This is a genomic window from Planotetraspora phitsanulokensis (genome assembly GCF_016863295.1).
Lineage (GTDB): Bacteria > Actinomycetota > Actinomycetes > Streptosporangiales > Streptosporangiaceae > Planotetraspora > Planotetraspora phitsanulokensis.
Genome location: NZ_BOOP01000008.1, coordinates 21,279 through 45,081, shown reverse-complemented (window position 1 = coordinate 45,081; position 23,803 = coordinate 21,279). Strand labels below are relative to the sequence as shown.

11 protein-coding genes and 1 pseudogene are annotated in these 23,803 nt (G+C 63.2%); 7 read left to right on the top strand and 5 right to left on the bottom strand.

From position 1 onward, the window contains the following. Positions 1–10 precede the first annotated feature (10 nt). Together Pph01_RS10060 and Pph01_RS10055 are read right to left on the bottom strand one after the other, a co-directional pair. Positions 11–1,927, bottom strand: coding sequence for an ATP-dependent helicase (locus tag Pph01_RS10060; RefSeq protein ID WP_204072751.1), 1,917 nt, complete (start codon positions 1,925–1,927; stop codon positions 11–13). After that, positions 1,924–6,618: a DEAD/DEAH box helicase gene (locus tag Pph01_RS10055; protein WP_239116564.1), complete on the bottom strand. Its 4,695-nt coding sequence runs from the start codon at positions 6,616–6,618 to the stop codon at positions 1,924–1,926. The genes Pph01_RS10060 and Pph01_RS10055 overlap by 4 nt, the downstream gene beginning before the upstream one ends. A 438-nt stretch (positions 6,619–7,056) precedes the next feature. Between Pph01_RS10055 and Pph01_RS10050 the strand changes: the two genes are divergently transcribed. The 5 genes from Pph01_RS10050 to Pph01_RS10030 all read left to right on the top strand — a co-directional run bounded on the left by Pph01_RS10050 (position 7,057) and on the right by Pph01_RS10030 (position 13,133). Continuing rightward, positions 7,057–9,150, top strand: a complete 2,094-nt coding sequence (locus Pph01_RS10050; RefSeq protein ID WP_204072750.1) for a helix-turn-helix domain-containing protein — start codon at positions 7,057–7,059, stop codon at positions 9,148–9,150. After that, positions 9,147–10,079 (top strand): hypothetical protein, encoded by a 933-nt coding sequence (locus Pph01_RS10045; RefSeq protein ID WP_204072749.1) that lies wholly within the window; start codon positions 9,147–9,149, stop codon positions 10,077–10,079. The genes Pph01_RS10050 and Pph01_RS10045 overlap by 4 nt, the downstream gene beginning before the upstream one ends. After that, positions 10,076–10,903, top strand: coding sequence for a DUF6339 family protein (locus Pph01_RS10040; RefSeq protein ID WP_204072748.1), 828 nt, complete (start codon positions 10,076–10,078; stop codon positions 10,901–10,903). The genes Pph01_RS10045 and Pph01_RS10040 overlap by 4 nt, the downstream gene beginning before the upstream one ends. 63 nt (positions 10,904–10,966) lie before the next feature. After that, positions 10,967–11,944 carry a DNA cytosine methyltransferase gene (locus Pph01_RS10035; RefSeq protein WP_239116563.1) on the top strand — a complete coding sequence of 326 codons (978 nt, stop codon included), beginning with the start codon at positions 10,967–10,969 and terminating at the stop codon, positions 11,942–11,944. Between the two features lie 10 nt (positions 11,945–11,954). Next, positions 11,955–13,133 (top strand): DNA cytosine methyltransferase, encoded by a 1,179-nt coding sequence (locus tag Pph01_RS10030; protein WP_204072747.1) that lies wholly within the window; start codon positions 11,955–11,957, stop codon positions 13,131–13,133. Between the two features lie 289 nt (positions 13,134–13,422). Here Pph01_RS10030 and Pph01_RS10025 read toward each other — a convergent pair whose 3' ends face one another. The 3 genes from Pph01_RS10025 to Pph01_RS10015 are packed head-to-tail and all read right to left on the bottom strand — an operon-like array spanning position 13,423 to position 19,546. Then, entirely contained in the window at positions 13,423–14,511 is a 1,089-nt protein-coding gene (locus Pph01_RS10025) for an ATP-binding domain-containing protein (protein WP_204072746.1), read from the bottom strand. Next, complete coding sequence (gene drmB, locus Pph01_RS10020) at positions 14,508–16,379, bottom strand: MrfA Zn-binding domain-containing protein (protein ID WP_204072745.1); 1,872 nt, start codon at positions 16,377–16,379, stop codon at positions 14,508–14,510. Before drmB ends, Pph01_RS10025 begins: the two co-directional genes overlap by 4 nt. After that, entirely contained in the window at positions 16,379–19,546 is a 3,168-nt protein-coding gene (locus Pph01_RS10015) for a helicase-related protein (RefSeq protein ID WP_204072744.1), read from the bottom strand. Before Pph01_RS10015 ends, drmB begins: the two co-directional genes overlap by 1 nt. Before the next feature lie 146 nt (positions 19,547–19,692). Between Pph01_RS10015 and Pph01_RS10010 the strand changes: the two genes are divergently transcribed. Both Pph01_RS10010 and Pph01_RS10005 read left to right on the top strand, forming a co-directional pair. Beyond that, a complete protein-coding gene (locus Pph01_RS10010) occupies positions 19,693–23,181 on the top strand; it encodes a sigma-70 family RNA polymerase sigma factor (RefSeq protein ID WP_204072743.1) in 3,489 nt (1,162 codons plus the stop codon). 365 nt (positions 23,182–23,546) lie between these two features. Continuing rightward, positions 23,547–23,753 (top strand): annotated as a pseudogene (locus Pph01_RS10005) (nucleoside triphosphate pyrophosphohydrolase family protein); the annotation flags it as partial. Between the last annotated feature and the right edge of the window lie 50 nt (positions 23,754–23,803).

Here is a 23,803-nt window from a genome sequence, read left to right as displayed (position 1 = left end):
GGCGTAGTGCTCACTGTGCCTGGACATCGGGTTCCGTTTCCTGGGTCTTCTTATCCCATGTGAAGGTGGATAGGCCGACGAGGCGTGGCGCCAGCCAGATCCCGTGGTGGTTGAGTCCGGCGCGGATGGCAGCCGCCTCGTTGCCAGCGACCGTCTCCACCGCATCGATGCGGACATTAGAGACCGCTGCCGGAAAGTTCTGCGGGGTGTAGGTCCTGCTGGTCTTCAAGTACTGACACAGATCGCCGCGGAACCGCTCGGAGACCGTTCCAATCGGACGCCCCCGGTGCTTGATGACGTACGGCGGACTCTCCGCGATCGCGATCGGGTTCGGATACAGACGCTCCAGCTCCACGGCGTCGCCTGGTTGTACGGCCGTGGCCAGGTAGTGCTGCACCTCGGTCGCGTCGGCGTCGAAGTCCACGGTTCCGGCGGGGTAGTCGGTGACCACGTCGCCGCCTCCAAGCTCCAGTCCGTCACGACGCCAGTACTGGTAGAAATAGCGCCCCCATCGGCCGGTTCGATCGTCGACACGGATGTTGAGGTTCTCCATGGGCGCGAGCCGGTAGAGCTCCTCTCGCGGCCTGGTCATGGCCACGTAGAGCAGCCGGGCCTCATCCGCCGCATCCTTCTCGATGCTCCTGCGCCTCTTGGCCTGGGCGATCTGCAGCGGGCCGGGATCCACGACGAGGACCCGATCGAACTCAAGCCCCTTGGCTCGGTGGAAGGAAGAGACCACCAACCGTGCGGGCGGTTGCGCGGTCAACTCGTCGGGCAGCCATCCGGATGCGAGTGTCGTCCGCAATCGGGAAAGATCGAGAATTCGATCCGATCCGCGCCCCGAACCGGTGCGTTGCAGCGACCGCCATAGAAGGTCAATGTCTGAGCCGTCCGGCAGCGGAAGGTCGACAATCAGCTCGTCGAACTTCTCCCGGCTCAGTGACAGCGACCCGCTCCGAGCCATCAGCAGACCGATCCAGGCGGGAACGGCCCGGTCGCGGGCCGACCGCTGGAGGCGATGCGGCACGCCGACGGAGTGGAGCCGCTCGGAGACGATCAGCGCCTGGCCGTTGGTCCGGCAGAGAATCGCGGTGGTTCCGCCGTAACTGGTCAACGCATCGCCGGCAAGCTCGTCGAAGCCGCCGAAGTCCATGACGCCGGTGAGGGCAACGCGAAGGTCTGCGTAGTGTGGCTCGCCATCCACGTTGCCCGACTCCGAGAGGAGTCGGAGCGTGGGGCCAAAACCGAGTGCCACCTTGGCCTCTCCGGTCCTGGCCCGAAAATTCTTCGTCAGGCTGAGCTCCGTCAGATCCTCACCGAACGTGATCCGAAGCCACTCGAAGAACCGATTGGTCTCGAGCTTGCGCTCCTCGGGATCCTTGACGGTGAAGCCGTAGATCGACTGAGCCGGATCACCCACCACGGTGAATCCACAGTCGAACCGGTCCAGCAGAGCCTCCACCAGATCCCGCCGAACCCCGACCAGGTCCTGAACCTCGTCAATGACGACGTGGTGGAGGTCATGCTCGTACAGCTCGTCGGCTAGGCCCTCGTCGATCGCCTTACGCGCGCCTTCGATTCGGGCGTCGAACGACCTGCCGGCCCAGTCGCCCTGGGCGTCAACCTGCGTGAGAAGGCTGAGGGCCCAGGAGTCAAAGGTCTGCGCCCGCACGTGTCGGGCGGCTTCGCCGTGCCCCGACAGGCGGCTCCTGAGCTCGCGAACGGCGGCGCGGGAGAAGGTGAGCACCAGGATCTCCCCGGCGCTCAGGTCTTCCTCGGCAACCAGCCGGTCGAGCCGACGCACGAGAGTGTGCGTCTTGCCTGCACCCGCCTGGGCGGTCACAAGGGTCAGGGCGTCAGCGGGCTGCTCGACGACGGCCCGCTGCTCGGCGGTGAGCGCGGGGGTGGCGCTGTAGGCGCCGTTCACTTGTTGCCCCAGAGGTGCTCGAACTGGGTGAAGGCCAGCTGACGGTCGTAGTTGATGATGTTGTCGGCCACGTCGAGGATCAGGCAGGTCTCCTTGCCGCCGTTCTTGGGGCCACGGAGACCACGCCCGATCATCTGCTGGTAGACGTTCGGACTGTAGGTCGGCCGGGCGACGATCACCACCTCGGTGGCCGGGGCGTCGAAGCCCTGGGCGAGTACGCCGTAGTTGGCCAGCACGCGGATCTGCCTTCGCCGGAACTTCTCGATCAGGGTGCGTCGATCGGCGTCCGGAGTGCCGGAGTCGATCGCCGCGGACCTGATGCCCAGGTCGTTGAGCTGCGCGGCCATGAGCTTGGCATGGTTGACCGAAGCGGCGAAGAGCAGGACCGGGCTGTCCTCAGGCAGCGCCCTGATCTCCCTAATGAGCATCTGGTTGCGCTCAATGTCGCGCCCGAGCTTCTCCTCCACAGAAGCGGGCAGCCTCGCGCCTTCGAAGGCGGTCGCCTGCCTCAGGTCCTCCTCCGAGAGGGCCAGCGTCATGCCCTCGAGCTGCTGGTGGTCCACCCGCGCGAGCACGCCCAACTCCTGCAGTTCGGCGTAGGGATCTCCACTCGCGAAGATGCCGTCGTCAAGGCGATTCCCCCCATAACGATCGACCAGACGATTGGTCTCGGTCTCGTTGAAGCCGCGGAACGGCGTGGCCGTCAGACCAAGCAAGGGACGAGACGTCTCCCTGAACGTCAAGCCCATCGACGTCAGGATGCGGGTGTACCGCGGCGTGATTGAGGCGTGCGCCTCGTCAATGATCACCAGCGCGGGGTCGCGAAGCCAGGCGTACTCGGGCGTGGACAGGCAAACATCGAGCTTGGCGTCGGTGGCGACCACCAGCTGAGCCGTGTCGTTGCTGGGAGCGGCTTCGCGGGTGGACCAGAGCCGGTTGATGACGAGTTGCTCGGCCGGCCCGACCTTGGACCAGACGAACGACCAGCTCTGGACCGCCTGCTCGCAGAGTTCCTCACTCTGGGCGATCCAGAGCACTGGGCGGCCACCCAACCCGCGTTCCTTGATCACCCGAATGACGGCTTCGGCCGCCACACGGGTCTTACCGGCGCCGGTCGGCAGGCACAGCATGGCGCGCGGCGCATCATACTTGGCCAGCAGCTCGACCGCCTTTTGCGCCAGCCTCTCCTGGTAGTCGTGGAGTCGCGGAAAGGCGGTCGGCCCGGACACCTTCTCCAGCGGCGGCAGCGTCTCTCCCCTGGTTCCCGCATATTCACCAGGGAAGCGAAGGTCGTTGACGATGCGCACCGACGTGGCGTCGCCACGGAAGCTCGCGGAGAGCTGGGGGAACGCCACCTCGATGTCCTTGCGGTAGATCCGCAGAACTTCGGTCCCATACGCGTTGTGGGCCAGCTCGGCGACACGCCGCTCGCCCTGGGCAACACCCTTTTCGGCCTGGTCGCTCTCCACCAAGCCCTCTGGGAGCCCCTTCCTCAAGGCCTCAGCCCCCACGAGTAGCAGCAGCTTCTCGACCAGGCTCTCGGTCTTGCGTATCCGCTGGATTCGCTCGTTGTTGCGTTCCGCCTCACGCCGGTCGAGAACGCTCTTGCAGTGCGCCGGACCGAGCGAAAGCTTCAGGACCCGGTCCACCGCGTTGAGCACCTGCAGATCGTCTGCAGGCATCCGGACGAGAACCTTGCGTTCCTGTGGCATCACAGCCGCGGGGATCGGCTGAGTCCGCATGCCGTTAGGAGTCCGGATGATCTCTTCCAGTTCGTCGCACCGAACCGTGGACCATCCCTCAACCTGCGAACGTCGAAGCGTCTTCAGGTACGGGAACTCCTCCATGAGCAGTACGGCGTCCGCCTGACCGACATACCTGATCTCCTTCTGGATCGCGTCCGAGGGGGCGAGCATGCCCCACTCTTCCCGCATCGTCTCCGCGAGCGAGTCGGTCGGGACCAGCAGGGCCGGCACCCTCTCACGTATCAGTGCCTCGTATTCGGAACGAACCGCGGTCACCGCGATGTCTTTGTCCTCGACGTCGCTACGCCACCCGTCGCCCACGCGACACCGCTTCGTGGCTCCCTCGGGGAAGCTCACAACGACCTCAAACAGCAGGGCGTAGACCTTGCCGGGGAAGGTGTCATCGGTCGACGAGGACGCCTCCTCGACCAGTTCCGCCCACAGCGACTCCCGTAGATCGCCCAGCGTGTGCGGCAACGCCAACATCGAGGCGACGCTGGCGGACACGTCAGCAACCGGAAGGACGTCCTTGTGAGCGATCAGCTCGGGGCCGACGCAACGCGCGATCGTACGCAGTCCCCGCGTTGTCTGCAGATAGCCATACCTACGTGCCAGCCACCGCATCGGGGATGGGATCGACCTTCGACTCGACACACCCTTGTTGCCTGGCTGCATGGTCCAGTTCGCCACCGCCGCACCCGATGGGATCGCCTTGAGGAAAGCCGCACGTCCCTCATGCGACAGCGACATGAACAGATGCAGCGGCCCCGCGGGCTTGGTCCCCTCGAACTGCATCTTGGCCAGGGTGGGCCGAGGCTCATTGGCCGGAAGCTTGGCCACATACTGCTTCCAGTAGACCTCCTTGTAGTCCTCGAACCAGTCCTCCCCGTCGGGCTCCACGTTGGCGATGGGGCCGTCGAGCAGACCGAGTTGGGGGAGGAATGCTCGATCCTCCCGGTGGAACGTCATGTCCACCGTGACCTGACTGTCGCGGGAACCGTCGCCGGGAACCACGCGGCCGGGGAGCAGACTGTCCCTGATCCTTCGGAAGTCACCCATCAGGGTCTTGACCTTGAGTTCCTTCGCGGTGTCGATGTCACGGCCGTCGAACGCGGCCCGTACGCCGGCGGGACCCGCCAGCCGCGCCAGCTCCCAGAACGCGACCCAGTCGCGGTCGACGTAGCCGTAGAAACCGCGCTCCACCACGGAGGCGAATCGACCGACGTGGTCGGCCTCGTGAATGCCGAGCGAGTCCAGTGCCCGCGCGATTACCTCGTCGCCCCCGTAGACGCGCTCGTCCACGTAAACCGTGTTGTCGGCCAGACCGTCCGCGGCGGATCGACGAAAGACCCGGGTGGACGGGGCGACCATGCCAAGCGTCTCGGTGAGAACGATCTTTGCCCGCAAGGCGTCATCAGCCTGCGGATGCGTGTGCCGCTTCATGTCCGCGGCGATGAGCACCGCCCGTGCCGACGCTTCAGCCGAGCCGTCGGCGACGAGTGCCTCCAGCCACTCCTTGACGGTGGCGACCGGGGTGGCCGTGTGGGACAGAATCCGGTTGGCGCTGTCTCGGCGGTGCTTGTTCTTGGCCTTCTCAACGGAGTGGTGGACCCAGTTCACCGGCCGGCCGCTGTATTCACCCCACCACTGCAGCCACTCCGGCCGCAGGTCATCGGGATGCAGGCGCACGTCGGCCGGGGTACCGAACTTGCCGCTCTGGTCCGGGAAAACAGGCCGGTTGGCGGCAATCTCCCAGGTCTTCGCGACAAGTGCCTTGGCTGCCCACTGCGGTTCCTCGAAACCACGGGCCGGCACGAAATCCAGGTACGCCCCGGGGTCGTCAGTGCGCGCCAACAGCGGGAAGGACGAGACCACCAGGTCGGCGACCTCGGCGATCAACTCTTCATTGAACTGGTTGCCCGCGTACAGGTTCTGGCGGTCCTCGCTCGTCTTCCACGGCGCATTGACGATGCCGCGGAGCGTCGTGGTGTAGTTCGTCGGAAAGTAGGCCCAGAACTGTCCGCGCCCGGCGGCACGGCCCTCCACATCGGGAACCGCCCACGCGACGTCGATCTCGGGACGGTCGTGAAGCTCACCGGCCTCCTCCAGAGCCTTGGAGGAGGGACGGTAGACGCGAGTGAAGACCCGCCACTCGTCGGTCTCCTCCCGCTCTTCCCTTCCTCCGACGGACAGGAGCTTCTGCAGGGCGCGGCGGTCGCCGTTGGTCTGCTGGAAGATCTGTCGCTTGGAGACCTGCCCGGACAGCCGCTTCTCCAAGGTGACCGTCCCGACGTGCGGAGAGAACAGGGAGAACTCCGCAGGAAAGTCGTCAATGTCCTTGGCCAACCGAGCCACGGCGGCGGGCTTCAGAGGCAACCGCACGACCGTCGTCGCCCAAGAAAGCAGTTCCTTGAGGATCGCGTCAGTGGCAGCAGCCCGATTCCTATCGAGTGGGCGGGCGATCCGGAGTACGGGCGTCTCCGGGGCTGCAGGCTGGATCTGCCTGATCTCCAGCTCGGCCCACTCCCTGTCAAATCCGAAGCTCTTGTCGTCCTCTCTGCTGAAAAATTCGGGGACGTCCGTCACACTCAGCACGGACTTCACGCCAACACCGAACCGGCCGATCTGGCCGCCTCGCTTGCGCGAAACTCCCATGCGCAGAATGGTGTCCGCGCCCTCGGGAGTCATGGCGGTTCCCTGGTTCGCGCAGTACAAGTGAGTGCCGGTGAGGACCACGGCAATTTCGCCGCCTGGATCGTTCCTAAGCTCGTCGGCGCCATTCTGGACAAGCTCATAGATCTGCCGATCGCCGTAGCCGCCCTCCTTGATACGACGCTCGCCGTTAGCGTGTTCTTGGATCAGGCCGGGATCGATTTTGTAGGTCTCAAGCACGCGCACGGTCTGTTGGAGGATGACCGCGAGAACGGAGGGTTCTTCGCTGCTCACAGCAGTTGTCTCCCAACGCTGGAATGCCAATTGAGGGGGTTGGGCAAGAGCGAGAGACCAAATCGGGCACGCCGACGAAGGCCTCGGCGGCGCATTGATGCCGCTCTATTCGGGCACACTCAGATACGGCTCGATGCCGGTGAGAAAGCGAGAGGGACGGTCGGACGGATTCGAATAGACTTTACCCCTTGGAAGAGCCTTCGTCCGACTCCTCCTGAGAGTGGGCCCATCTTTACATGAGTGACACTTTGCTCGCAAGAGAAGAAAACAGATGGGCTTTTCACCTGAAATGCCGCCCATTTGGCCGAATTGTCCTTTTCGGATCCTCGAAGCATCGGACTCCTCATAGAGCCAACGGCAGCCAGGTGGTGTCAAGTTTGGTTTGACGCTAGCATGGGCTGTCAATCGAACCCCCGTCTCACCTGGAGAAACCTCGCGATGACGCAGGACGGTGAAGACATCGCCCGGGACCCGGAGGCCTTCGGGGCTTGGCTGGGCAGACAGTTACGCCGCAAGGGCATGAGCCAGTCGGAACTTGCCACCGCCCTGGACGTGACCCGCGCGGCGGTCTCCGCCTGGATCACCGGCCGCGCCACGCCCCGGATCGACAAGGTTCAAGCGATTGAAGAGATCCTCGACCTGGCCGCCGGCTCCTCGACTACACGGGACGAGGTTCCTGAGTCCAGTGGCTACGTCAGTTGGCATCACCGTCTGGCCCACTCCGATGGTGGCCGAGAGCTGGGAAACGCGGCGGCCTTCGCCTTCGACTCTTCGCTAGCGATCACCGCCAGGGAGGCGACGCAAAACAGCCTGGACGAGCGGCATGACGAGCAGCGTCCCGTCCGAATGCGCTTCACCCTGCACGAGATCACCGGCGAGCGTCTGCGCCGGCTGCAGGAGGCCATCCGCTGGGACGACCTCGTTCCCCACGTCGAGGCAGCCGGCGACTCGAAGCAGAAGGTCGGCCGCATGCTGGCCGACGGTCTCCACGAACTACGGGAAACCGGCAAGCTGCTTCTCCTCCGCATCGACGACTACAACGCCAACGGCCTGACCGGTCCGGAGTATGACGACGGGCGATTCGCCGCAGTCGTACGCAGGCAACTCGACAGCCACAAGAAGGGCCCCGCCGGCGGCTCATTCGGTCTGGGCAAGGCCACGATCTGGGGCGCCAGCCGATTCGGCCTGGTAATTGTCAACAGCACGCTCTCTGATCCTCACGAGAACCTGCGCGAGCGGCGAATGATCGGCCGCATTGATCTCCCCTGGCACGAGCTGAACGGCGTCCAATACGCAGGACCGGCCTGGCTCGGCAGCAGCGACCCCACGCGAGAGTCTGCCGCCCGCTCCTGGTGGGCCGGTGAGCGCACGGTCGAAGAGCTGTATCTCACCCGGGGCAGTTCCGACCCGGGTACAAGCTTCCTGATCGTCGGCGCGCACGATCCTTCCGGCGAGGCAATCACTCTCGAAGAGATGCACACAGTCCTGGTCCATGGCCTGGCCACGGACTTCTGGGCATCCATGATCGCCGGTCGCGGCCAGGCACCCATGTTGGAGGCCTCGGTGGCGGCGCTGCGCGACGGCCAGGTCGTCGTGGCCGAGGAGCGAGTGGACCCATACCGCTACGAGCCCGCCCGAGCGCGTGCCGTACGGGCGTTCCTGGATCGGACCACGGCGCCACGACTCACCAAGTCCGATGATGTTGTCGAGCTGTCCGTGCCTTTGACCGTGCCGCCGCGTAAGACCGAGACCGGCGCCGTTCCGATCGAACACCGCGCGGTGCTGCTGGTGACCCCGGCGGCCGAGGACGACCAGAAACCCAATCGGCTGGTCGGCATGCGCGGCACCCGGATGACCGTGTTGGATCGACCCGTCACCGGTACGCCCCTCGGCTCGACCCGGTTCCAGGCAGTGCTGCTTGCCGGGATCGCAACGAAGGCCGAGCTGCCGGCCGACGAGGCTGCCGAGGCATTTCTGCGGGCCGCCGAACCGCCCGAGCACAACGACTGGAAGCCCACCGAGGACCTGACCTCGACCTACGCGCGGGGCGCCACAACCAGGCTGAAGGAGTTTCGGAAGGCGATCCTCGCCATGGTTCGAGGTGCCGTGAAACCCGCCGAACCCGTCGAGCAGGAGGGCGCTCCCTCCGTCCTGCGAGATTTGACCAGCCTCGAACCCCTACCGTTGCCTCGCACCAAGGGGTATCCGACCGTCAAGAGCGCAACCGGCGAAGTCGACGAAATGGGCGCGTGGCGGATTAGGGTCGAGATCAAGCTTCCGGAGCGTGAAGATGCCTGGGTGCTCCGACCGTTGCTCCGATTCGCCACCCGTTCGGGCCCCAAGCCCGAAGCACGGTGGGCCGAGCTCTCCGCCGAGTCGAACTGCGAGGTTAGTGGCGACGTGCTGCTCTGTGCCGCCCGGGAGCGGTCCGCGGTCTTCACGGGCGTGAGCGATGTGGCCAGCCACCCCGTGGCCGGTCGAATGGCGATCGCCGAGGTCGACCTGGTCCAAGCCAAGGACACCGGCCGATGAAGCAGATCATGCCCTACCCGGTATTGGCGGGCGAGGTCACCATGAGCGTGCGCGAGGTTCGGCTCGACGATGTGGCGTTGCCGTACGGAATGATCTCGGAACCGGACCACACGGTTGCGCTGCATCTCCTTGAGCGCGAGGACTGGAATGTCGTACGACTGATGCTCCAGGTGAGCGCACCGCGACACGAACTGGACACGGGTCCCTGGTTCAGCCTCGCCTTTCTGGTCACGGCGTCCGAACGGCGGACCAACACACATTCGGCCGTGAAGCTCATGATGAGGCAGCCCGGCGAGTGGACCGGCGAGGTGGAACTCCATCGCGACGACCACTTCGGCCGGGTCCAGATCGCCGGACAACTCGTGGCTACGGTGGCTGATGTGCCCGGTCGCGTGATCGCGACCGTCGCACAGCCGTGGACTGTGGATCTCCGGGCTCGTGTGGCAACACAGCGGGAGTCAATCCAGACACGCTGGATCAACTTCGCCGAGGATCCGGAACTGATTTGGTGCAAGAGCGACCCCTGGGCGGTGACCACCACAGACGAGGCGGCCGTGCTCAATCTGAACAGCGGATTTGACGGCCTGCGCGCCGTACTGGAAAGCCCCAGGGCCGCGGAGCGGCCGATGCGCGATGCCCTGGCGGCACAGATCGCGGTGGACATGTGGACCGCGCTCTTCAATGAAGCGGCTCACCAAGTCGACAACCATGAGTGGCCGAAAGGTTGGCGTGGTCTGGTGCTTCAACGCATGCTGCCCGATCTCTTCCCTGACCATTCGCCGGACGATGCGCTCCGGGAGATCGTCAACCGGGGTGTGGGTCGGATCCAGACGCGGGTGCTACATGCAGCGGCCAAACAGGCGCGCATGCCGCGTAGCCTGGGCGGCTTCATTCGATCCCTGGAGAAGACCTTGCCGGAGGACGAGTGAACACGACGGTGCGCCTGCTGCCTGACGAGGCCGCCGCAAGGCTCCTCACCACCGGCGTGCTGGAGAACAGCGAGCCGCTGCCACTCGCCGCAATCGATCAGATGTCGGAGCCGACCGCTTGGGAGGCTGAGCCGCTACGACAGCTTTTCGACGAGGCGATGAAGCGATTCACGCCGTCCGAGCGGACCTCGGCCGATGCCTGGTTGGCTCCGGTACTACACGCGACGTTGCGATTGACCCGCCGTCAGGCTTCGGGCTCCCGGATCTGGAACTATGTGGCCCTACGGTTGGCACCCGATTATGTCTACTGGCGGCACTTAAGTCGTGGGAATCCTCCAAGCGTGTCCCGTGCGCGGTTTTCTGGGCCGTTCCATTCCCAGGCGTTCGCCCGATTGTGGTGGGCTGCCGAACTGTTCCGGGATGGACCGGATTATGGGCCGGTCGTGGTGGCCTGCAGTAACCAGGATGTCTTAAACACTGTGTTAAGGCTCGACGTCATCCTCCACCGGCCGACCGCCCAGGCAATCATCAAACTGCTCACCACTGACGTGATCCGTACCGGGCGGCAGGTCAACGCCCTTGCACAAGCGGTGAATACCGCTGGAAGCACACTGTCCTATGAGGCGCATGCGCCCGACGGCCTAAGAGACGTGGACGCCTTCCGCGACTGGATCGAGGAGTTGACGGGCGTATTGGTGCCTTATGACTCGCTGCCGATCGGTCCTTCCGATGGGCGGACACGCTCCAGCTCGGTGGACATCCTCGCCACCCTCTTCACGCAACTCTTTGCCGATAGTCCCAGTGTCAGAGAAATGTCCGAGTAGTTCTGGGACGCTTGATAGACGGGATCACATATTCTCGGCGAGCTGGATCAAGGAGGAGTACGCATGGGCGGGCGGTTCACCAGCCTGGAGATCGGCGCCGGGACCGGTGGACAAGCGCTCGGCCTGGAGCGGGCGGGGTTCAATCCAGTTGTCGTGATCGACAATGATCCGCACGCCTGTCGAACGCTGCGCGCCAACCGGCCGCATTGGAACGTCTTGGAGATGGACTTCAAGGACTTCGTCGGAGCCGACCATGGGATCTCAACCGTCGACCTCTTATCCGGCGGCGTGCCGTCCACTCCTTATTCCATTGCCGGCAAGCAGGAGGGCACCAACGACAAGCGGGACCTGCTGGCCGCGGCGGTCTACCTCGCGATCGAGTTGCAGCCTCGCACGATCCTGCTGGAGACGACGCCGTCGCTGCTGTCCCCGAAGTTCGCACAGGTCCGCAAGGAGGTCGAGGCAGAGCTGAAGCACCTCGGCTATTGCTGGGAATGGAACGTCCTGGATGCCCAACACTTCGGCGTGCCGCAGACCAGGCGCAGCTGTCTGCTGGTCGCCATGCACCCGGACGACTTCGCCCGCTTCACATGGCCTCCGACGACTCATCAAGCCAGCGCAACGGTCGGCGAGGCGCTCCGAGACTCGATGGCCAGCAGGGGCTGGCCCTTCGCGGACGCCTGGGCGATGCTGGCCGACCGTGTCGCACCGACGATCGTCGGCGGATCGAAGAACCACGGCGGCGCCGACCTCGGCCCCACCCGAACCAAGCGGCAGTGGATGGACCTGGCCGTGAACGCCCACAGCCTCGGCAACGACGCACCCGACGACGACTTCGGCTTCGACCCGGAGCTCGGCCGGGACGGAGTGCCCAAGTTGACCGTCGATCAGGTGATGAAGCTGCAGGGATTGCCTGACGATTGGATCGTCACCGGGGGCAAGACCGCACGCTACAAACAGGTCGCTCAGGTGTTCCCACCCCCGCTCGCCGAGGCCGTAGGCCACCACATCGCGGCAGCACTGGCCCCTTGCCCTCGATAAGGTGACGCCCATGACCGCCCCCGCCACCAACCCCATAAACATCGTCGACCTCTTCGCGGGGTGTGGGGGTCTGACCCAGGGATTCCACACGTTCAAGCCCGGCGCCTTCCGCACCGTAGGTGCGGTTGAGTGGGACATCGCGGCGGCTTCGACCTATGCCGCGAACTTCGCCGAGGAGGCCGGTGGAACCGACCACATTCACGCCGGCGACATTGCCAAGTGGGACCCCAAGGACGTGGCCTCCACCGTGGACGTGATCCTCGGCGGCCCACCCTGCCAGGGCTTCTCCGGACTGGGCAAGGAGGACCCGAACGACCCCCGGAACAAGCTCTGGAAGGAGTACGTCCGTGTGGTCCTCACCCTCAAGCCCAAGATATTCGTCATCGAGAACGTGGACCGGTTCCTGCGGTCGCGCGAGTTCGAGTTGCTCACCGCCTCCACCCGCCCTGACGGCGAACTAAGCGACTACGTCTTGCAGACGAAGCTCCTCAACGCGGCTGACTATGGCGTCCCCCAAACCCGCAGGCGCGTAATCGTCCTGGCCACTCACCGGGATCTCGTCGCCTCCCATCCATCACGCAAGCCTCTTGAGCACCCTCACCCCACCCATCGGAAGCCGGACAAGAAGGGCAGCGAGGGCACACTCTTCACACCTCTCGAGGACTGGATCCCATCCAGCGTGGTCTTCAGCACGACCCCCCCAGAGACTGAGACCACCCAACTCCCCGAACGGAGCTGTGATCTGCTCGGAGCAACGCTGCCAGGAACATTCCTGACCACCGACCTTCACATCGGCCGCAACCCAACAGAACTCTCGCTCAGGCGCTACCGAGCGATCCCTGAGGGCGGAAACCGCCACTCCCTGCCGGAAGAGCTGTCCACCGAGAACTGGATCAACCACCGGAACGGCTCCGGCGACGTGATGGGCCGCCTCTGGTGGGATCGCCCCTCGGTGACGATCCGCACCGAGTTCTACAAGCCCGAGAAGGGGCGATACCTCCACCCCAAGGCCGACCGCCCGATCACCCACCTGGAAGCCGCCCTCCTTCAAGGCTTCCCACCCAACTACAAGTGGGTCGGCAGCAAGATCCAGATCGCCCGCCAAATCGGCAACGCCGTCCCCGCCGGCCTCGCCCAGGCGATCGCTCGCGAGTTGTATCGCTATCTGTGTGCCACCGCTCCGCGGTAGATGTTGGCTCACTTCTCTGTAGACCAAGACGCCCGGCGGCCGGCAGTTTCGGTCTTCATATGAATTGAATGGCCGCCGCGGGTCCTCGCCCAAAGATGGGCCAAGCGCGTCGATGAACAGCTCTCAGAATTGGCCCAGTTACGACCGGGCCCAGTCGTGATGGCGATACCCATCCCCCACAGCTGCGCACCGTTCCGTCCGACGCCATGGTCGACATCGCGACCACCCGGCGCACCGTTTGCCGCCGCGGATGCGGCGCACCGACCGTCTGACGCAACCTGCTGACCCCTCATGGACTGCGAAGAAGGACATTGTCTGGGATCTGCGCCACGATCGGAGGCTCAGCAGAACCGCGGTACATCAGATGTAGCCGCTCGCGGGCACGGGTGGCGAGGACGTACATCTGCATGCGCGTGGCGTGGTCGGTCGCGTCCGTCGAGTACGTCTCAAGGTCAGTGACGAACACCGCGTCGAATTCGAGTCCCTTCATGGACCTAGCCGTGAGGATCTTGGTGCCCCGCTTACCGAAGTCGATATCTCTGCGGATGGTGCCGCGACGAACATAGATCTGCGCCGACGACACCCGCTGCCTGTCCAGCTCTGTCCACAGGCTGAGGATGGTTTGTTGGTGCTGCGCGGTGATCGCCACTTCGTGGCCAGGGTTCTCCTTGGTGTACCGGACGATCCGATCGATGACTTCCCTCATCCTTGAATACCAGTGCAGCTCAGGAGGCTGTCCCCGCCGCGTGGGCACAGGAAGGGCTTCATCTGCAAACAGGCCGGCGAATCGCGCGATCTCGACGGTGTTCCGCGCATTCAGACCAACGGCGCGGTGGAGGGTACCTGGGCCGAGAAAGGATCTGATCTCTTCAAGGGTGCTCTGGGTGTCCGTGATCCGCTGGTTCTCGTCAGCGAACACCGTAACGTTCTCGGCGATCAGTGTTGAGACCAGATAGAACTCACGCGGGAGATCCTGCCCTTCGTCAACGACGAGGTCCTCGATCTCGATCTCGGTGCGGTCCGCCTGCCCCAGTCGAAGAAGGATCGCATTCCAGTTGAAGCTGTACCTGTCATCCTGGACTGGTGGATTTTGGTTGAATCTCCTCTTCCAGTAGTTCGAAAACCACTCGTGGAATGTCATCACCGTTGATTCAAGACCAAGGCGTCGTGCGGCTTGTGCGCAGTAACCTTTCAGCGGGCGTGAATATGTCATGAGAACAGGCCTTCGCCCTTGCATGACCAGGGACCATGTGCGGTAGAGGGCCATGATGGTCTTTCCGGAACCAGCCGGGCCGCTGATCAGAAATCTCCCGACGGCGGGCAGGTTCGTTACGAACTCCTGCTCCTCGGATAGGTCCAGAATCGAGGGCAGTCTCAACTGCCTGCCTCCGTTGCTGAATCGGCGCGTGCAGCGTTGAGAACTGGTTCGAAGAATCCTTGAACGATCCCGTTGCCAGTGACAAGAGTCCTGTCCAACAGCGCGTTGCCAGCCTCGCAGCTCGTTTCTGGCAGGAGGGCGCAGGCGTGGCAGGCGGCTCGGTTGAGGTTCCCAAGTCCCTGACCGGAGTTCTCCGAACAGAGCGGATCGTTCGAGCACCAGGCACTGGCTTCGAGGGCACGGACGAGCGTCTCGGTCAGGAAGGAAGGTGTTCCCTGACGGACGAGGCCGCCCAGCGTACCCTCCGCGTCTCCGGCTGCGGTGTAGATGAGAATTCCGCCCATTGGCGCGGCCGTCACTCCCATGGGAACACGTGCGTAGACGCGTTCTCGGAGAGAGGCGGTGTTGTAGCCCGACTCGAAGGACAACTGCCTGATCAGCAGGTGGGCGAAGGTATGGAGAAGGGGATACCTCGGCAGCATGGGCGTACCTGATCGATCGCGAAGTAGGTCCTGCTGAAAGGACCTGGAAAGATCCGCCTCATGCGCCTCTACGTGGTTTTTCACCTGGTATGACGCTTCCCACTCACTGAGTTGCTGCTCGTCGAAGGCTAGGAAGATCCCTTCGCCGAAAGTCTCGACACCCGGGAACCATTTGGGCCGGGTGGACTTCATGTGGGCCGGGATGACGTTGATACCAGGGGAGTGGCGGGAGAAGCCAGTCAGTGCTCGGACTTCTCGGATCCGGTCAGCGAGGACGATGCCCGTAATTCTCGAACTCAGGCCGAAGGAGCCGACTGCCTGAGAAATTCCCGCGGACAGTGTGGTGTCTCGTGTGACAAAGTTCTTGGTCGTCGGTCGCTCGTCGGCGGGCGTGGTAAAGACTCGCCATTCGTCGAAATCGAGATCGATGCTCTGGGCGACCGCGGATTCGGAGCCGGCCTCATCTGCATCTCCCGGGAAGGTAGCCAGGTGCTCTACGAACTCCTCGGGGACTCCACAGTCTACGGAAATGATCTGTCTGAACAGGTGCCTGGTCGCGGCTGGTGCAGTAAGGAAGAGCGTCCAAGTGTTGTGTGACTTGACCCGAACAGACTCCTCACCCTCTTCCACGTCAGAAGGTACGGCCAAGGCAGGAATGTCAATTGCGCCGTAGATCACGGGGAAGTAGACGTTCGCAGCCCCTCGCTGAACGATCTGGGGCTGTTCCTGACACTCGTCAGCCTCACTGATGGGCTGCCAGGGCTGGCGACCACGACAGGTCAGTCCCAGCTTCTTGACGATCTCGTCGCCGCCAACTCCGTGCAGACTCCGGCTTGCTGGACAGTTGATGCACGACACCCGGAGAGAATCGAGCCCGCTCGTCTCCTTTGAGGTGGTGAACTTGAGCCGCATATTGTCAGGACACTGGTCGCGATCATCGACCGACAGGGTGGAATGCGCCCACCACGACCAGTCAACATCCGACATGTGACTGCGAGAGCAGATCTGGATGAATCGCATCGGAACCAGCTTCGAGACCGGAGCACAGCGCGGGCAGATCGGCGCTTGGTCCTGCTCTTCCTTCTCAGGACTCCATCGGTACATGCGGCGGCAGTGATCGCAAAAGAGCCATGCGGGGAACCGGAAGTAGGGCACCCTCGGCCAGTCGCTCGGCGGATCAGCGCGGCCGGAAGGTGCTACCGGGGCCCCGCGGAAATGATCTACGTTGAGCTTCTTCGCGAGCCTCGGAAAAAGGATCTTCTTGGCTTGCTGAGGCCAGTGTCGGATGTCGACAGCGGTGAACGACTCACCTCGCTGGTCGAAGATCCCGCCAACTCCAAACGGGAAGATTGTCTGGGACTGCCGGACCCGTCGACGAAGGGCCATCACTCTTCTCCTCTGACCTTGACCAGCGCCTCGTTGTCCACATTTCTCATGGAATTGAGCGTTTCCCAGAGGCCGTCGCCCCTTCCGAACTGCTTGATCAAGTTCTTCTGAGCCCTGCCTTGGAACGTGTATCTAAGTTTTTTGTTCGATCTCTCAGCGATCTGAGCCAAGTCGATCCACTCAGTGATCAGCCGATTCAGGTCGCGCTCGGTGGCCGCCAGCTCATGAGGATCTGCGGTTCCCACGTGGGCAAGGAGTTGCTTCTTGATCCTTTCGAGGTCGTCGCTGCGATGCAGGACCTCCCCAGCCTGGTCGTCGGCGGACAGGCCAAGGCCGTGCCTGAACAGGATCACGAGGCAGCCGTGGAGGGCCCGTTGTCTGGATGCCAGCGACCAGGGCGTGACACTGGTCGGCTCGACGTGCCGGTACAGCGACTGGTGGTATACGCCGAAGGCCTCGTAGTGCGACCGGTCCCTGGGCTTGGTGGGACGGAGCATCGTCACCACGAGCCCGGGAACCCTGTGACGGCCGACGCGGCTTGTGGCCTGGATGTATTCGGAGGTGGTCTTCGGCTGACCCATCATCAGCATCAACGAGAGCCGCCTCACATCGATGCCCACGGACAACATGTTCGTCGAGGCCAGGAACGAGACCGCCCCTTCCTCCGGATGTGAAATCTCCAGGCGTTCGAGAAGTCGGGGTTGTTCAGCACGGGACAAGTTGGCAGTAAGCTCCTCCACCTTCTCCTCGCTCCAGGAACGCACCTTGTCATTGAGCGCGCCCAGGTACTTCAGGCGGGCACCGACGTCGTCACGAGCAAGTGTTACGGTCCGGCCCAGCTCACGGAGGCTGTGGTGGTAGGCGACCAGGGTCCAGTAGGCATCCTGAAACAGGGGGTCGTCGGAGGTCTCGACGGGGGCCTGCGCCATCGCTGCCGTGGTGTGAACTATGGCGGTGGAGTTGGTGTGTCCCTGAGCCATGACCCCGAGATACAGGCGTCCGGCTCGAGTTGGATCAGGTTCCGAGAAATAGGAATACCTCGCGTCTAGGCCGGCAGGCGGGAAGAGCTGAACCGGCCGCCCGTACAGACCGCGAACCTGATCGCCGGCCCGTCGGATGGTGGCGGTAGAAGCAATGATCTTCGGCCGGATGCCGTCCCATGCGCAAAGTTCCGATATGGCAGCTTCGTAGAGACCGACTGTGGTACCTAGCGGGCCCGAGAGCAGATGCAACTCGTCCTGGATAATCAACGAGGGTCGGCGTCGTCCATTACTGCTGAACAACGCTCCGGCTCGGCGCTCCCAGGCAAGGCGGGCAAACTTGTCGACGGTTCCGAGCAAGAAGGTTGGCGGGAACTCGTACAGGTGGTCGTCGACGACCGAGACTGGAAGTACCTCCGAGAACGCGCAGCCATCATTCGTACAGTGGAACCTGAACGATGACGATGTCGCCTTGATGCCGTAGTCGCTCCTCTGGGACTTGCTGCGCGGCACAATTTCGGTTCCGCACCATGGGCAGCGTTCCAGCAGGAAACGGTCATCGGGTTTGCTCATGCCGAGAAGCTGCTGGAGGGCTTCCTCGGCGCCCGAGTCGCCCGAGTACTTGTTCGGAGTCGTAGCCTCACCGACCCACAGACCTATCGTGATCGGTTCTTCGCCGAGCGCAGGTGAGAAGGCGGTATCCAAGCCGCGGCGCAGGTACTCCAAGGCGCAGATGATGCTGGCCGCCCGCTGGAACTGCTGAGTGGTCAGGAGGCTCAGCGTGTACCTACTGATGACGGTGGTCCCACCACCTGCTTCACCATGGCTGAGCCGTCGCAGGATGATCTCGAAAGCAGCCACGAACAGGTACGCCTCAGTTTTGCCGCCGCCGGTCGGAAACCAGATGAGATCGACTACCTCACGGTCAGGATGGTCCTCTCTCACCAGGCCTTCCACGACCATGAGGAAGTAGGCGAGCTGAAACGGACGCCATCTGTAGTCGCGAAGATTCGGCTCGGCCACCTGCGCCACCGCTTCACCCCGCCTGCGCCTTGCACCACCGAGGTCGGCTTCGGATCTGCGCATCTGGAGAGCCATTGCACGGTTGGCCAAGCGGAAGGCTTCGAAGGCCTTCGACTCCTGGTCATCGACGAGGCAAACGATGCCCCTCTCCATGCGCCGAATCGCCCGGTCGATACGTTCCAAAATCCGCTGCGCGGGAGCTCGCCCCCAGGATTCCAGTCCGGCTGCCGCGGCAACCTGGCCTTCGAACCAGGAACGATAACCCCGCACGAAGTCACTGAGCGAGTCCGCCAACTCCGTCGGCCCGAGCGCGGGGTCGGAGAGCTTGGCGAGAGACAGAACTGCAAGATCTTGTGGTCCTGAAGCTCGTACTGAAGCCACGGATTCCTCGGGCATCACCTCAGTCGCGATCGCGGTGACGCTACCGCTCTCGTCCCCCGAGACAATCTTTGTGGCGCAGCCGTGCCCGATCGAGTACGTCTTCGCGTGCCTGTACTGGAGACGTAGCTCCTGCTCCTCCTCGTCCTGGCTGCTCAGACGAACACTCGGGTACTCGAGAACCTGCCCGTCCTCAGCGCGGACCTCCAAGCCAACCTGGAACAACATGTGGGCCCAGTCCCGACTGTTATTCGACGAAACATGTGAGTTGACCAAGGCGACGGTGATGAGGTGACCACGCCCGTATGGACGTCGCCGAACGCGGACCTCGCCACGACCGGAGAACACGGACAAGGAATCGTCCGGGAGCCTGTGCTCCTCCACTCTGAGCGGGTCGCGCGTCCACTGACGCCGATCGTTTAGCCTGGCCATGCTGTAAGTGCCGCCCCAACAGCGGATCCTGATGTCCGTAGCGTCGGTGAAGAACGACAGCCCGAGGGATGAAGGCAGCCAAGCGCCGGCATCCGACACCGGATCCTGCGCGGCCTGTCCCTCATCTCCGCCGTCGTCAGAGTCGGTCTGTTCGTCCGGGGACTCGCCGTCCAAAGTGGCGACATCCTGGAAGGCCGCTTCGCGTGGATAGAGCGTTCCCATCAGATAGCGCCGGTCGGGTGGGTCGGTGAGCACCTCACGATCTCCACCTACGGGACCGACCAGTTGCTGCCTCAGGTAATCGACGAACGACGCCCGTAGAGCCGTCGGGTCGCCGGCTGCCCCCACCGTCATTGCTCTCACGCTCAATCCAGGTCGAAGGCGGCGCAGTCGCGCCCGGAATCGCCAGATATACCAGAGATGGCAGCGATCGCAACGTATTCCACATTTGGCAATGTCGGCTAGTGATTCTGTCGGTGCAGAGTGACAAAGTACGTTCCATGTTCATCCCGTCCTTTGATGCGACCGACGCTGACTCTGTTGCACCCCTGCGCAGCACCGGCAACATGCGCGTCGACGGCGCTTTGCGTCTTGCACTGCGATTCGCACACGGTGCGGTAATGAGCGAGGCCGGGTGGAAGCGGGTCATTGACGCGGCCCAACTGAGCGAGCCCGAGGCCAGGCTACTTCTGGAATTCGCTCCTTCGTTCGGATTGGCGATACCTGGCGGACTTGAATCGGAGCGGCGGCATGAGCCGAGTGCCGGCAACGCCCGGGTGGCCAACCATCGGCCGACCACCGCGGGTACGCGGGCGGCGACCGCCAGGCAGGAGGGTGCCCCGAAGGCAACTGATCGTCTTGAGGGCAAAGCTCGGACCGTCACCTCAGTTGAGCTCTCCGACGCCGTCGCCGCCGCCGTCAGAGTGATCGAGGATGATCGGTACACGGATCGGCCGTGGAAGCGGATCTTAACCGCGGAAGAAGAATTGGGACTTGCTCATCTGATCAGGGACGGGCGAGCACTCGATGTGGATCTGCCGGAGGACTTTCCGAACACGCTGGAACCTGGATCGCCATCCAAAATGGCCTGGGAGTGCATGGTTGTTCACAATCTCGGCTTGGTTCACAGCATAGCTACCAAGCTGCCGCTCCCCGAAGGGATGGAATATGAGGACCTCGTTCAGTACGGGGTTCTGGGGATCATGCGTGCAGTCCGAAAGTTCGACGCGTCGAAGGGTTACAAGTTCTCCACCTATGCCACATGGTGGGTGAGGCAGTCCCTATCCAGAAGCATCGCAGATTTCGGTTCACTGATCAGAATTCCTGTGCATATGCACGAAACCTGCAACAGCGTGAGGCAGGCGCAACGGTCGCTTTTCGAGCGCGGACTTCCCTCTGGCCCTGCAGAGATAGCGCTCGTTTTGGACCTGTCCCCGTCGAAGGTGATGGAGGCGCTGAAGCTCAGTAAGGTGACCGCTTCCCTCGACGTAATTGTGGGAGAGGATGCATCGCTTGGTGATTTTCTTGCGCCGACCGACCATCTTCCCCCCTTCGAGGACCAGGTGCACAGGGAGATGGACGCGCGTGAGCTTTATCGGCTACTCAAGCTGCTTCCAGAGAAAAGATCAATTGAGGTCTTGGCTCTCCGCTTCGGGCTGCTCGACGGTGAAGAGTGGACCTTGGAGCAGATCGGCAATCGCGTCGGCGTCACGAGAGAGCGGATCCGTCAGCTCGAGGGAAAGGCCTTGACTCAACTCCGCCAGATTGCTGGTCGGCAAGCTGCCCGGAGGACGCCGCAACCTGAGGCAACGCCAAAGGTGAAACCCCTAGGCAAGCCTACGGCGAGAAAGAAGATGGTCGCATCCAAGGCAAGAGTCGCGCGGACCAATTCCTCTATCCCGACTACCACCGACGGCAAGCTCGTCCGAGGGAGTGGCCGACAGCAGGAAGCTCGCTCGTATCTACAGGCGCTGGCGGCTGCTCTCACTAGGCGCGGCGTTTCAACATCCTTAACGTCCAGCATTGACGAACCGGCCTTGACAGTCAGCAAACCCTCTAAGGCCATCATTGCGACCGCAGGTCGGATCGAGGCTTCGGTCGCGAACGGCCGCTTCGTATGGGGCGCAGGTCGATTCCGTTCCACTCATCCCATCAAGGACACCGAAGGAGCCGCCTATGCGATAGCTCGATCAGGCCGTGGGTCTAACCCTGTCCAGCCTCGTGGGGTCCATCGATCTTCTACGCCCACGACCCCTGCCGGCAGTGCCACTTCCCGACACGTGCATACAGACAGTGAAGCCCTCGCTCGCCTGGTCGAACTGGCCGGCGCACTCAGTCAACTGGGCATCGATGTAGCTCTGGAACCCGAGAACCTGGTTCTGGCTGTCAATGGACCGGCAGCCGTCGTCGAGCGCACAGCTGGTCAGGTAAGAGTATTGACCAGCAGCGCCAGATACGTGTGGGGCGTTCGTATCTCACGGGACTCGCACCCCGTTGCAGACCACTACGGCGCAGCCAAGAAGATCAGCGAGGAAAGCCTCATCTCTCTTCGCAGCGAATCCGAACGACTCCTTCCAAAGGAAGCTACAAGGACTGACGCTGCGGCATCACGCGCTACCGCACAAGACGATAGAGCTACCCAAAAGACGGCTCCAGACAGTGGCGCAAACTCACTGTCCCGGAACACTGGGCAAGCGACCCCCAATGAATCCGCACAGACCACTCGCGCGGATCCTACACTCGGCCTGCGCGTGCACGAAAGACAAGCGTCTACTCCCGAACCGCCGCGAATCGCCATAAGCACTGATGGGTGGATAGAAGCCTCGATCAACAGCAGCATGTCCGCCTGGGACGGCGGTGACACGCATACGATCAAAGACCCTGAAGGCGGGGCATTCAGGAGAAGTAACGACAACTCCTCTGAGTCAGGTCATTATGCGACGAACGGCACGGCGGCCGTTTCTCATTCATCCGGAAATCATAAAAAGGACTCCCGGGGCGTCTGCCCCATCCCCCTGGGTCGCGCGATCGCCACTTACACCGATAACGAACTCATTGCTTTAGCCCTGTGGATCAAAAGCGACGGACGGAGACGGTCGGAGAACGATCTCGTCAGGGACATAACCAGTGAATTAAAGCTTTCTGCACACGCATCCACATGGGCCATACACCGTGTCAAGGACATCGTGCGAGCAGCACAGCAGCGTGACGGTGGCTCCACAGACCTGCCGTCCAACACTGGAACACATGGCAGGCGTACCTCGGATGACAGGGCTCGTTCTTACCTCAGGAGTCTTGCTGACGCGCTTGCACGACGCGGTGTTCGGGCAAGTCTGGCTTCTGACGAAGCAACGCTCATGGTCGAAGCTCCCGGGGACGTGGTTTCCCGGACCGCTGGACGCGTTGATGTATCGATGGCCGATCTCCAGTTCGCCTGGGGCTCCAACGTCTTTCGCATGACGCACTCGATTCAAGATCATGATGGCGCGGCACGGATGATCTCGGGGCGAGGAATTCGCAGCTCTCCCCAAGGAGACGCACGGCGGGAATTGCCAACAGCGAAGGCCAGCCCCACGAAGAAGCCTGAGCGCCCACTTTTCCTCCGATCGGGTAGCCGGCCGATCACCGCATATGAGTCAGATGAGCTCATGGCGGTGATCCGCTGGCTTTGGGGAGACGGACGCGCCTTGACGTACGACGACCTCATCGACAACGTCCTGAGCGAGCTAGGCCTCCCGGGCAGGACACGGAGGCGGGTACAGCTCATCGAGGAAGCAGCGACTTTAGCGGGATGGAGGGCGTCGGCCACGGACGCCGCAGATGGCTCCTTCCGATCCGGCGGTCCTCAGTACAAGGATGTTGTGCAGTGGGCACGCAAGCAACGGTACGAGTTCGGACCTGGCAAGGCGATCCCTGAGCACGTGGTGTATCAATACAACCTCGCCCATCCTGCTCAGCCGTACACACCAAGGCAGCAGAGCTCTCGGTAGGTCGCGTCCCACTGAGTGGTGTAACTCCAGCCGATCATGTGGGGTCGGCGAGTGTTGTCACTATGACGAGGCCGGGGCGGTCGGCGCCAAGGCTTCGGCCAGCTGGTCTGTCGTGGTGGCGAGTGGGGTCATGGAGCCCTCCGGCAGTAGCGGCCGTCGCTGACTTGCCATTCGCCGTAGCGTTGGCCAACACAGCCGCCGGCCATGACTGGACCGTCTCTTCACGCACAGCGGAGCCGGGATGCGGCAGCCGTGACAAACATGTCCAGAGCCTCCTGTGCACGATCGAGCGCTTCCCGGGTCGTCGCTCAACAGGCGCAGATATACCGGATTTCCATCAAGCCCTCAAAGCTATGGTTGCGAAGATGACGACCGAGCTGGATCAGCTAGCCATGCGGCTGCAAGGCTTCGCACGTGCCCGTGACTGGGAACAGTTCCATACGCCCAAGAACCTGGCGATGGCCCTCGCCGGCGAGGTCGGCGAACTAGTGGCAGAGTTCCAGTGGCTGACGCCGGAAGAGTCCCGCACTCTGGACGCAGAAACCTTGGGGGGCGTACGGGCCGAGCTTGCGATACCACTCGTATAGCGCTGCGGCGACGGGGTGAGTAGCCATGCCGGGAA